We start from the raw sequence: 12305 nt of genomic DNA on the forward strand, positions 1-12305 counted from the left end.
CCTTCACGTTGGTTTCCCGGATTCCTGATCCTGTTAGATTGTATGTTTGATTATATGCGCCGCATATGTCGTTTCAATGTCTTTTTCAGCCGCTTTTCTACAAATCAAAGGGAGGTCGGAATGACAGGCGGCTGCGGCGGCTCCTGCGAATCGTCGGACATGCTTTCAGTCTCTGGTTTTTCCAGTTGAATCCGAGGCTGCTCCGCGGGCGGTTCCGGCTTTTCCAACTGGATTCCCGGTTCTTCCGGTTTTTCCAGATTGACGGCCGGTTTCTCCGGGACAGGGGCAGCCGGAGGCGGCACGGGAGCGCCGTACGGCGGCATGTTTTGATTTACAGGCGGAACATACGGGGAAACCGGCGGCGTGTACGGCGCGGTTGGCGGCGTATACGGGCTTGCCGGGGTGTACGGCACATAGGTGGTCTGCGGCGGCGTATAGACCGGCGCGGACTGCGGATTAAAGGGAGAGAACGGCGTAACCGGCGGCACGCCGCCCGCCAGGTTCAACTCCGCGGGATCGATAAAACCGTTCTGAATCGCGCGGTCGCGCAGGAAAATATACAGCTCCGCGACACTCGCTTCATAGTACGGATTGACAAACAGGCCGCCCAGGCCAAAGCACAGGGAACCCAGGAAATACCAGCCGATAAAGGACAGATCCAGCGTAAAGATGGCGCCCTTTTCCCCGCTGGTCAGCAGGGAGCTGATCTGCCGCGCACGGGAACCCGTCAGCGTCGGGTTATCCGCCAGCAGATATTTGACAAAATAGTATTGGTAAACCTTGATCACATACGGAATGACCAGGAACAGGCTTGCAAAGATCAGAAGCGACATTGCATACGCGCCGCCGAGGATGGCAAACAGGCTGAAGAGCATGATGGCCATCATAATATACAGCCACATATCCACCAGCAGCGTCGTGGTACACAGCGCGCCCACCGTGTTGAGGTAGCCCGATTTGAACGCGCCGAACAGGTGCTCAAATTTTGTATCCCCGAACCGGTTGTGGATAAAGAACCGGCATTTCCCCATCGCGATGGGGTTGCCGACAAAGAATTGGAAGGCGAGCGCCAACCCGAATACAATCAGCAGGACAACGCCGACCACAGACAGGACCGCCATTCCGCCATAACCCAGCTCATCCCAGAAGCTATGGGAAGAAAATGGGTCGTTGCCATAATAGTCGTACCGTCCGTTAAAATCGCGGAAATCGTCGTAGTATCCGTAGTCGTCCCAGTCGTCGTAATAATCATAACGTTCGCTGTAGCCGCTGTACGGGTCGAGCTGGTCTTCCATGTTGGAAAACGCGCGCTCCGCGCCGCCCATGTTCCAGATGTTCATCCGCCCCAGGCCGGAGGTCCCCGCCAGGATGCAGGCGATCAGCGCCACGGCAAAGCAGATCCAGTACCGCCCTTTCAGAGCGGTTTTCGCATTTGATTTTATAATCCTTCTATCCCACATAGGATGTTTCCCCTCTTTCAAGTGAATTTCTGTGACTTTATCCAACAAGTTGATACTCATTATAAACTTTTTTGCGAATATCTGCAAGGGAATTTGCACAAGAACCGTTTCCATTGTATGGGTTTTTGCGTGATATTAGAAGGAGAGCCAATTTATACTAAACATATCTTAAAAAGATAAATATAAAATACAAAAATCATTCTGGGTATTTTATGTGAACTTTTTTTACATTTTATGTAACAATTAATATATAATGCTATATTTGTTATAAGGAAAATCCGAAATATACAAAGGAGTGATTTTATGAAAAAGAAAGCATTGGCACTGTTACTGGCATCTACCTTAGCAATATCTGGACCAAGCATAGCGGTCGCTCAAATGGAATCCTTTGAGCCGTTGGACAAACTGTCCGAACAGAGAGTAAATTTATTATCTGTCAATACTGACAACCAGAAAACAATTGCAGAAGAGGATAAAATTAGCAACGAAGATGATTTTATTGTGGATGTAAATGGTAAATTGGTAGAATATATTGGGCAAGATCAATCTATTGAAATACCAGAATTTGTAAAAGCAATCGGTGATAATGTATTTGAAAAAAACCTGAATTTGCAATATGTAATGATTCCGGATAGCGTGACCTCTATAGGAGATTACGCATTTTTCAAATGTTCTTCTTTAAAACAAGTAACAATACCAGATAGTGTTACTGAAATTGGAGAGTCTGCTTTTGCATCTTGTAATAATTTAAGCGACTTCGAATTAAAAGAAGGACTCTCATCCATTGGAATCTACGCATTCTCCGGATGCGCTGTACCTGAACTTGTTATACCAAGTACCGTACAGAATATTGGTAAAGGGGCTTTTTCATCATGTAAATCACTACGTTTTGTCACTATGGAGGAAGGTGTGCCCTATATTAGCTCTTGTATGTTTAAAAGTTGTACAAATTTAGAGAATATTATTGTTTCTAATAGTGTAACATCCATCGACTCTGAAGCTTTTTCATTTTGCCACTCATTAAAAAACATACTACTTTCTGATAATTTAATAAGCATTGGGGCAAAAGCCTTTTTTGATTGCACATCATTATTTGAAATTGAACTGTCAGAAAACTTGACCTTAATTAATGATGAAGCCTTTAGCGGTTGTATAAATTTAGAAGAATTAATCCTTCCTAAAAATATAGAATCTGTTGGTTGGGCTGCATTTGCAAACTGTAATTCACTAAAAAGCATGACACTGCCGACAGGAATAACAAAAATTCCTTTAAATCTATTTTCAGGCTGCATTTCATTGACAAATGTCGTGATCGAAGGCAAGGTCCAATCTATTGGTTCTGGCGCATTTAAGTCATGTGAACGTCTAACCTCATTAGATCTCCCTAAAAGCGTCACTATTATTGGAGAGCATGCTTTTGAAAATTGTATATCACTTCAAACGATCAATATACCAGATGATGTTATAACGATTGGTTCATCAGCATTTAAGTATTGTTCCGTTTTGTCTAATTTAGTCATTCCAGGAAATGTAATAACTATTGGAGCGGAAGCATTTTCCGGTTGTAAGTCTTTATCGGAAATAATTATACCACCAACTGTATCAAGTATAGAACGTAGTACTTTTGAAAATTGTGATTCCTTGAAAATCGTCACAATGTATAATGGAGTAACTACAATAAAAGACTCCGTATTTAAAAACTGTTTACGATTAGTTGCCGTAGCACTTCCAGATACTGTTACTTCCATAGGTAAAGATTTATTTGCAGGCTGTAAAGCGGTAACATTATTTGGTACGCCAGGAGAAAGAGCCGAATCGTATGCAAAAGAACAGGGAATCCCTTATAGAAATATTCAGGAGTTCCCCAATGGAAATCCATGGCTTGAAGTACCATTGCTTTCCATCTCCTTAAATAAGACAGAAATACAATTGGATGAAGGACAAACCAAATCGTTGACTGTCAATTATAATCCAATTGATACAACGGAAGATAAAAAGGTCTCTTGGATTTCTTCAGATGAATCCGTTGTAACTGTCGACTCCTACGGTAAGGTAACTGGCATTAAGGCTGGAAAGGCCACAATTACTGCAATCGTCGGTATAAAAAAGGCTTCTTGTGATGTAACCGTGGTATACCCCATTCCTTTAAAAGAAATATCTTTGAATAAGGCAATTATGAAATTAGAAACTGGTCAAAGTCAGACTCTCACAGTTACATATATTCCGGACAATACAACGCACGATAAAGAAGTGATATGGACTTCATCCGATGCTGCTGTTGCAACTGTGGATTCTAACGGAAAGGTAACCGCACATAAACTAGGAACCACAACAATTACCGCAATTGTTGGGCAAAAAAAAGCCTGTTGCCAAGTCGATGTAATTTATGACTATAATAGAGATGATTTTCGCATTGATTCTGAAGGTGTATTGATCTCTTATATAGGATCTGAGCGCATAGTAGACATCCCAGAATATGTAGTGAAAATAGCAGATAAAGCATTCTCTCAAAACAGAGATATTGAACAAGTAAACATTCCTGAAGGGTGTACTTCAATTAGTAGCTGCGCATTCGAGTATTGCACGAAATTAAAAGCAGTTTCAATTTCTAGCAACTTAACACAAATTGGCACATACGCATTTAATAATTGTTCGCAATTATTAGAAATTACAATTCCCGATGGAGTTAAAGAACTTGAGCCATACACATTTTCTTCTTGTACTAAGTTGAAAAGTGTGAAAATGAATAGTGGGCTTGTTAAAATCGGTGCAAATGCTTTCGCAAAATGTAGTTCTTTAGAGGAAATAATTATCCCCAATACTGTTTCAGCAATTTCATATGAAGCCTTTTCAGGATGTACTTCATTAGTAAATATACATATTCCAGATAGTGTAATTGATATTGGTGTTCGGGCTTTTAGCAATTGTGGTATAACCCAAGCAACAATTCGCCACGGAGTCAATATGTCATTGGGTGTGTTTTCTGAGTGTAAATTCCTAACAAATATAACAATTGAAACGGGGGTCCCTGATATTCCTATTGAAACATTTATGAACTGCACTGCTTTAACCAATATAGAAATTCCGAGTAGTGTGACCTCCATTGGTATGCGGGCTTTTTATGGGTGCAAAAAATTAGCAAATCTTGACCTTCCGGAAACAGTAATCAAACTGGATGAGTCTGCTTTTTCAAAGTGTATTGCTTTAAAAAATATACGTGTTCCTAGTGCTATAGATACAATTCCGAGGGCAGCATTCGCTGATTGCAGTTCTTTAGAAAGTGTTATTATTGACAAAGGAATTAAAGCTATTGCGGAGGATGCATTTTCACGTTGCCTTGCACTAAAGCATGTGGCAATTCCGCCAAGCGTTACATCGATTAATACTTCTTCATTTCTAAGCAACAGCGAAACTCCAGTTATTTATGGAATACCGTACTCTTACGCAGAAGCTTACGCTAGAAGTCAAATGCTCCCATTTAAAAACGTTGTAGACTTTCCCGAAGGAATTCCGTGGAAACAACCTTTGGAATCCATCTCCTTGAACAAAACAGAAACCGAATTGCAGGTCGGACAGATAGAAAACCTGACGGTCGCTTACAATCCACAGGACACGACAGACGACAAGACAGTCGTATGGTCATCCTCTGACGAAACGGTCGCAACCGTGAATAACGGAAAAATCACTGCCTTGAAGCCAGGCGAAGCAACGATTACAGCTGCGGTCGGTGAGAAAACCGCTGCCTGTAAAGTAAAAGTCGTTCCTGTTCCGAAACCTTTGGAATCCATCTCCTTGAACAAAACAGAAACCGAATTGCAGGTCGGACAGATAGAAAATCTGACGGTCGCCTACAATCCGCAGGACACGACTGACGACAAAACAGTCGTATGGTCATCCTCTAATGAAATGGTCGCAACCGTGAATAACGGAAAAATCACCGCCTTGAAGCCAGGCGAAGCAACGATTACAGCTGCGGTCGGCGAGAAAACAGCCACCTGTAAAGTGAAAGTTGTACCTGTTCCAAAACCATTGGAATCCATCTCCTTGAACAAAACAGAAACCGAATTGCAGGTCGGACAGATAGAAAACCTGATGGTCGCCTACAATCCGCAGGACACAACAGACGACAAGACAGTCGTATGGTCATCCTCTGACGAAACGGTCGCAACCGTGAATAACGGAAAAATCACTGCCTTGAAGCCAGGCGAAGCAACGATTACAGCTGCGGTCGGCGAGAAAACAGCCACCTGTAAAGTGAAAGTTGTACCTGTTCCAAAACCATTGGAATCCATCTCCTTGAACAAAACAGAAACCGAATTGCAGGTCGGACAGATAGAAAATCTGACGGTCGCCTACAATCCGCAGGACACAACAGACGACAAGACAGTCGTATGGTCATCCTCTGACGAAACGGTCGCAACCGTGAATAACGGAAAAATCACTGCCTTGAAGCCAGGCGAAGCAACGATTACAGCTGCGGTCGGCGAGAAAACAGCCACCTGTAAAGTGAAAGTTGTACCTGTTCCGAAACCTTTGGAATCCATCTCCTTGAACAAAACAGAAACCGAATTGCAGGTCGGACAGATAGAAAACCTGATGGTCGCCTACAATCCGCAGGACACAACAGACGACAAGACAGTCGTATGGTCATCCTCTAATGAAATGGTCGCAACCGTGAATAACGGAAAAATCACCGCCTTGAAGCCAGGCGAAGCAACTATTACAGCTGCGGTCGGTGAGAAAACAGCTGCCTGTAAAGTAAAAGTCGTTCCTGTTCCGAAACCTTTGGAATCCATCTCCTTGAACAAAACAGAAACCGAATTGCAGGTCGGACAGATAGAAAACCTGACGGTCGCCTACAATCCGCAGGACACGACTGACGACAAGACAGTCGTATGGTCATCCTCTAATGAAATGGTCGCAACCGTGAATAACGGAAAAATCACCGCCTTGAAGCCAGGCGAAGCAACTATTACAGCTGCGGTCGGCGAGAAAACAGCCACCTGTAAAGTGAAAGTTGTACCTGTTCCAAAACCATTGGAATCCATCTCACTCAATAAAACGACCCTTTCTATAAGCAAGGGAAATACCTCGGTATTATCTGTGATCTATCATCCCACCGATACAACTGCTGATAAAACTGTAAAATGGGTTTCGTCAAATACTTCTATCGCAACGGTTGATAATAATGGAAAGATTTATGCAGTCAGTAAAGGCAACGCAACAATTACAGCCACAGTGGAAGACAAAACTGCAGCTTGCCAAGTGACGGTCAGCAGCAGCTCCGGCGGCGGTAGTGGTGGTGGCGGTGGCGGCGGCGGAAGCCATGGAGGTGGTGGGTCCAGCAGCGGCAGCGGGTCCAATATTGATACTGCTCCAGCGACTCCGGTCATTCCTTCCACCGTTCCTGCAGGAACAATCACCAGCACTTTAAACGGCACAATAACAATGCAGGTAGGTACTGCGCGCCAGTTTACTGTTACGACTTCTACAGCCCCAAATATGACGCAGGGAAATGGGAAAGTCGGTCAGTTGTACGTGGTAAAACCTTTCGACGGAACAAATATGATCTTGGGTGTGTATGGGATTGGCCGTCCCGGAGAATCCACAGGAATTTATGCAAATGGAAAACTGTTATTCACCATATCTTTGGAAACAGCTCCTTTTACATGCGACACAACCGAAGACATAAAAATTGAACAGGGTAAATCCTATTGGTTTAAAGTAACACCTAGCCATGCAGAACTTATCCCCGCTTTAACGGTTGGAAACGGCGCTGTCCTCCAAACTGCCTCCGGTAAAAAGGAGAAAAATCAAAATGGAACGATTTCTTACTACCTTGCAGTTAAAGGAATTGGAAATTCTGGAACCGGTTCCGGTATTTATATTACTATGAATGGTACTCAATACCGGCTCTTTAATTGTGGGATTAAGTAAAATCAACCTTTATAACCGCCATCGGCGTACTTATGTTATAAAAAGGCGCCGTTACAGAACAAATTTGTTCTGTAACGGCGCCTTCTCTTTTTTATACTGTCAATCAGTCGGCGTACTTGTTCTCGCCGTTCCAGGAGTACATCTTGCGCAGCTCCTTGCCGACGGCCTCCAGCTCGTGGGAAGCCTCGATGCGGCGGCACGCGTTGAAGTGCGGGCGGCCGTTCTTGTTCTCGGCGATCCAGCGCAGGGCGAACGTGCCGTCCTGAATCTCGGAGAGGACCTTCTTCATTTCCTTCTTGGTCTCCTCGGTGATCAGGCGCTTGCCAATCTCATAGTCGCCGTACTCGGCGGTGTCGGAGACGGAATAACGCATCATGGAGAAGCCGCCGCTGTAGATCAGGTCGACGATCAGCTTCATCTCGTGGATGCACTCAAAGTACGCATTCTCCGGCGCATAGCCCGCCTCGACCAGCGTCTCAAAGCCGGCCTTCATCAGGGCGGTCACGCCGCCGCAGAGGACGCACTGCTCGCCGAACAGGTCGGTTTCGGTCTCAATTTTGAAGGTGGTCTCCATGATGGCCGCGCGCGCGCCGCCCAGTCCCGCGCCGTAGGCCAGCGCGATGTCGAGGCAGTGGCCGGAAGCGTCCTGATACACCGCGACGAGGCAGGGCGTGCCCTTGCCCTCCTGGAACTCGCTGCGGACGGTGTGGCCCGGCGCCTTCGGGGCGATCATGAACACGTCGATGTTTGCCGGCGGCACAATCTGGCCGAAATGGATGTTGAAGCCGTGCGCAAACGCAAGGGCCTTGCCCTCGGTCAGGTACGGGGCGATGTCCGCCTTGTACATGTCCGCCTGGCGCTCGTCGGGGATCAGGATCATGATAATATCGGAAGCCTTGGTTGCCTCCGGAACGGTCATGACGGTCAGGCCGGCTTTTTCCGCTCTGGCGCGGCTCTTGCTACCCTCATAGAGGCCGACGACGACGTCCACGCCGCTTTCCTTCAGGTTCAGCGCATGTGCGTGGCCCTGGCTGCCGTAACCGATAATCGCAACTTTTTTGCCTTTCAGGACGTTGATGTCACAATCGGCTTCATAATAAATCTTAGGCATGATTACATTTCCTCCTTGCCGGAATCGGCAATAAATTTATTGGGCCGCCCGGCGAACGCCCGGCGGAAGTTTGGTACAGGCCTGGGAACGGCGGGTCCCTGTGCGCGTTTCCCGGGAAATCCCGCGCGCGCCGGTCCGGAGCCCTCCGGCCTGGCAGACTGTCTGGTTTAGCTGCCCTTTCTGCGGGCGATGGCGGAGCCCTTCTCAATGGCGAGGGCGCCCGCGCGGACAATTTCTTTAATCCCATAGGGCTTTAACAGGCTGATGAGCGTTTCCGTGCGCTCCGTGCTGTCTGTAAACTGGAGGGTCAGGCAGTCGGTCGCGACGTCCACGATCTGGGCGCGCATCAGCTCCGCGATTTTCATGATCTCCGCGCGCTGCTGGGCGTTGCTGCTGACCTTGATCAAAGAAAGATAGCAGCTGTAGAAAGACTCCGGCTCCAGCACGCGGACTTTGATGACCTGAATCACCTTGTTGAGCTGTTTTTCCACCTGCTCTACAATGTGCTCGTCGCCGTTGACGACGATCGTAATGCGGGAAATGGTGGAATCCTCCGTCTCGCCGACGGCGAGACTGTCGATATTGAATCCGCGGCGGGCAAACAGGCCGGAAACCTTGTACAGTACGCCGGGCTGATTCTCCACCAGAATGGAAATCGTATATTTCATGGCGGTTCCCCCTTATATGGACGGTGTTTCCGGGTCTACGCTGCACACCAGGATGAAGGCTTTTTTGCTGTCCAGCATCTTCCTCGCCAGCTCCACGGCCTGCGCGTTGTTCACCGCGCGCGCGGCCTCGATGCCGTACGAATCCGCCAGCTTGACGAAGTCCGGGTTGCCGTTTTCCAATACGGTGCCGATGTGGCGGCAGCCGTACAGGCGGTCCTGGAATTCGCGCACCATGCCGAGCCGGTTGTTTTCCATGATGATGATTTTCACCGGCACGTCGTTTTGAATCAGCGTTCCTAGCTCGCACATGCACATCTGGAAGGAGCCGTCGCCGCAGACTGCGACGACCTGCCGCCTGGGTTTGGCGATCTTCGCACCGATGGCCGCCGGGACGGAATAGCCCATGGTGCCCAAGCCGCCGGAGGTGAGGAAGCGCCCCTCCTTGACGTTGAAATTGCGCGCCGCCCAGATCTGGTTTTCACCGACGTCGGCAACGAGAATCGCGTCCTCCTGCATCATTTTGGAGAGGTCGCGGATAAAGACGCGCGGTTCCACAAAATCCTCGCGCGCTTCGCCGCGGGGCGGATATTTCTCTTTGAGGGAGAACACATGCTCCACCCACTCCTGTGGGACGGTGTTCTCCACCTTTTCCGCCAGCGTGCCGAGCACCAGGCGGATATCGCCCACAATCGGGATATGGGCTGTCATATTCTTGCCGATTTCGGCGGGGTCGATATCAATATGGATGATCCGGGCCTTTTCCGCCAGGCTCTCCGGGGCCGCTACCGCGCGGTCGCCCACGCGCGCGCCGCAGAGAATCACGAGGTCTGCCTCGCTCATCGCTTTGTTGGCGCTGGACCGCCCATGGGAGCCGATCATGCCCAGATAGTACGGGCTGTCCATCGGCATCACGCCGATGCCCATCATCGTGGCCGCCACGGGAATGCCGCTGTTCTTGGCAAACTCGACCATCTGGTCGCGCGCGCCCGCCAGCACCACGCCGCCGCCGCAGCAGATGATGGGACGTTCCGCGTCCTTGATCGCCTGCAGGGCTTTTTTGATCTGGATCGGGTGGCCCTGTGTGCGGGGTTTATATCCGATGATATCCGCTTTCGCGGGATAGTTGAACGCTTCGACTTCCTGCAGCTGAATGTCCGTGGGGACGTCGATCAGCACCGGGCCGGGCCGGCCTGTGGTGGCGATGTGAAACGCCTCTTTGAATACGCGGGGCAAATCCGCTGCATTTTTGACCAGGTAGGAATGCTTGATAAACGGCTGGCACGCGCCGGTGATGTCCGCTTCCTGAAAGACGTCGCGGCCCAGCAGCCAGGAATTGACCTGCCCGGTGATGGCGATCAGCGGAATGGAATCCATGTACGCCGTCGCAATGCCGGTGATCAAATTGGTTGCGCCGGGGCCGGAGGTCGCCACGCAGACGCCCGGTTTTGTGCTTGCGCGGGCATACCCGCTGGCGATATGGGCCGCGTTCTGCTCCTGACGGACCAGAACATGCTTGATCTTTGTCCGGGTAATGCAGTCGTAAAACGGGCAAATTGCGGCGCCCGGATAACCGAATATGTAGGAAACGCCCTCGTTTTCCAGGCATTTCACCATGATTTCCGCTCCGCTGATCATAGACCCACTCCTTTATCTCTCAAACCGATGACAGCCGCACAGCGCACTGTCAAAATTCGTATGTTTCGGTCGCTTTCGTTATTTAAAATATTATAGTATTTATCCCACGGCCCGTCAAGACCTTCCATGGATCGCAAGCCTGCTTTTCCGCGACGGAACGGGCGGGATTCTTGGTGCAGGACGGCGGGAAACCGCCTGCATTCCGATGGGATCGCGCGCCTTTTCTGTCGGAACCGCACAACAGACCGCCGCCGGGATATGAATTTCATTAGTTAATACGCTAAATTGTCGCAGAGTGAAAATTCATGCAATTGTTTTGTATTTTTATCCTTTTATCGCAGCGGACCTGCGGACGAACCGGATGCATCCGTATGGCGCCGGACGCCGGTTTATGATAAAATAGATTCTGTTTCTCTCATAAAAAACCGCGTCAGCGATCTTTTTGAAAATCGACGACGCGGTCCCCCTGATAGAACAGCATACCCTGTTCCCCGGTTTGCAGACCCGTGTAGAAGCCGGGCCCGCCTTTAAATGTCTGTGCTTTTCCGTCTATGGAAAAGGTAATCAGAAAATCGCTTTTTGTCTCCATAATGGCTTTTGTCATGGAATAGGCTTCGTAGCGGGCTTCCTCCTTACGGAGAACCGTCGCGCGTTTACATTTGGGCCGCTGTTTCCGTTCCCGCACGGTCAGTATTCCATACAGAACCCCATAGACAACGGACGCGCCCCAGAGGATCAAAAATAGAACTGCGATCACCTGCATCTTTGCTTCCTCCCAAACCATACGCCACAAACCGCCCGCACCAGGTTTTTTTAACAATCGATTCTAGTGTTTCAGCGGTCCTGGGTGTAGTAGTAAATTTTTTTGCTCTGTGTGTCCACAATGCCCAAGGCGATGTTTTGAAACTGGAAATTGTCCCGGTCGTATTTCGTGTGGTTGAGGACACGGCCCGGGTTGCCCTGCCAGGTGTTGACAAGGCAGTAATATCCCTGCTTTTTATTGGCTTCCTGCAAGTATTCCCGCTCCTCTTCTTTTGCGGTCTGGGAGAGAAGCGCCCGCATGTCCCGATACAGGTTTTCCGCCGTGTCCTTCCTCATCGGCAGCGGAGACCACCGCGCCATCGCCCCCTGCTTCAGAAATTCCCGCATGTCCCCGGGGGACAGCTGATAGACGCAGAACAGGTGCCCGTCGCCCATCCAGCCGTAGTCGTCCTCCTGCAAAATGGGTTCCGCGGCGGCGGGGAGTGTCAGGTTGAAGCGCTCCTGGAACGAGGACCGTACCGGGTCTTCAGGACGGGGCGACAGGATAAAGAATAAGGATACCAAAACAACGGGCGGAAGGACATACAGCATTCTCCTGATCCATTTCTTCATGGTTTTCTCCAATCAAATGATCATTTTGGCTAAAAAGTCTGCCACTAATAAGCTTATCACACAAAGATTTAAACGCAACCGAAAGGTGATAAGTTTTTACTATGGCAAACCACTCTTACT

General features: G+C 48.8%; 7 protein-coding genes. 1 reads left to right on the plus strand and 6 read right to left on the minus strand.

The window, feature by feature from the left end; genetic code table 11:
* Positions 1-104 precede the first annotated feature (104 nt).
* Positions 105-1460, minus strand: coding sequence for a DUF975 family protein (locus tag BN2106_RS14910; protein WP_050699341.1), 1356 nt, complete (start codon positions 1458-1460; stop codon positions 105-107).
* 303 nt (positions 1461-1763) lie between these two features.
* On the opposite strand from BN2106_RS14910, the gene BN2106_RS15700 reads away from it, so the two are divergent.
* The gene (locus BN2106_RS15700) at positions 1764-7397 is read left to right on the plus strand and encodes a leucine-rich repeat protein (protein WP_074017533.1); all 5634 of its coding nucleotides are present in this window, start codon (positions 1764-1766) and stop codon (positions 7395-7397) included.
* Between the two features lie 103 nt (positions 7398-7500).
* On the opposite strand, the gene ilvC is transcribed toward BN2106_RS15700, so the two are convergent.
* From ilvC to BN2106_RS14950, 5 genes are all read right to left on the minus strand, one after another.
* The gene (gene ilvC / locus BN2106_RS14930) at positions 7501-8508 is read right to left on the minus strand and encodes a ketol-acid reductoisomerase (protein WP_050699345.1); all 1008 of its coding nucleotides are present in this window, start codon (positions 8506-8508) and stop codon (positions 7501-7503) included.
* A gap of 167 nt (positions 8509-8675) precedes the next feature.
* On the minus strand, positions 8676-9176 hold the full coding sequence (gene ilvN / locus BN2106_RS14935) for an acetolactate synthase small subunit (protein ID WP_050699346.1): 501 nt from the start codon (positions 9174-9176) through the stop codon (positions 8676-8678).
* Between the two features lie 12 nt (positions 9177-9188).
* Positions 9189-10811, minus strand: a complete 1623-nt coding sequence (ilvB, locus tag BN2106_RS14940) for a biosynthetic-type acetolactate synthase large subunit (protein WP_050699347.1) — start codon at positions 10809-10811, stop codon at positions 9189-9191.
* 430 nt (positions 10812-11241) lie between these two features.
* Positions 11242-11574: a DUF2500 family protein gene (locus BN2106_RS14945; protein WP_050699348.1), complete on the minus strand. Its 333-nt coding sequence runs from the start codon at positions 11572-11574 to the stop codon at positions 11242-11244.
* Positions 11575-11645: 71 nt separating this feature from the next.
* Complete coding sequence (locus BN2106_RS14950; protein ID WP_050699349.1) at positions 11646-12185, minus strand: hypothetical protein; 540 nt, start codon at positions 12183-12185, stop codon at positions 11646-11648.
* Positions 12186-12305: the final 120 nt, after the last annotated feature.

Source organism: Anaeromassilibacillus senegalensis (genome assembly GCF_001261775.1).
GTDB lineage: Bacteria > Bacillota > Clostridia > Oscillospirales > Acutalibacteraceae > Anaeromassilibacillus > Anaeromassilibacillus senegalensis.

Coding starts and splice junctions, on each gene's coding strand:
- ilvB (WP_050699347.1), bottom strand. CDS start 10,811: ATGATCAGCGGAGCGGAAATCATGGTGAAATGCCTGGAAAACGAGGGC.
- BN2106_RS14950 (WP_050699349.1), bottom strand. CDS start 12,185: ATGAAGAAATGGATCAGGAGAATGCTGTATGTCCTTCCGCCCGTTGTT.
- BN2106_RS15700 (WP_074017533.1), top strand. CDS start 1,764: ATGAAAAAGAAAGCATTGGCACTGTTACTGGCATCTACCTTAGCAATA.
- ilvC (WP_050699345.1), bottom strand. CDS start 8,508: ATGCCTAAGATTTATTATGAAGCCGATTGTGACATCAACGTCCTGAAA.
- BN2106_RS14945 (WP_050699348.1), bottom strand. CDS start 11,574: ATGCAGGTGATCGCAGTTCTATTTTTGATCCTCTGGGGCGCGTCCGTT.
- ilvN (WP_050699346.1), bottom strand. CDS start 9,176: ATGAAATATACGATTTCCATTCTGGTGGAGAATCAGCCCGGCGTACTG.
- BN2106_RS14910 (WP_050699341.1), bottom strand. CDS start 1,460: ATGTGGGATAGAAGGATTATAAAATCAAATGCGAAAACCGCTCTGAAA.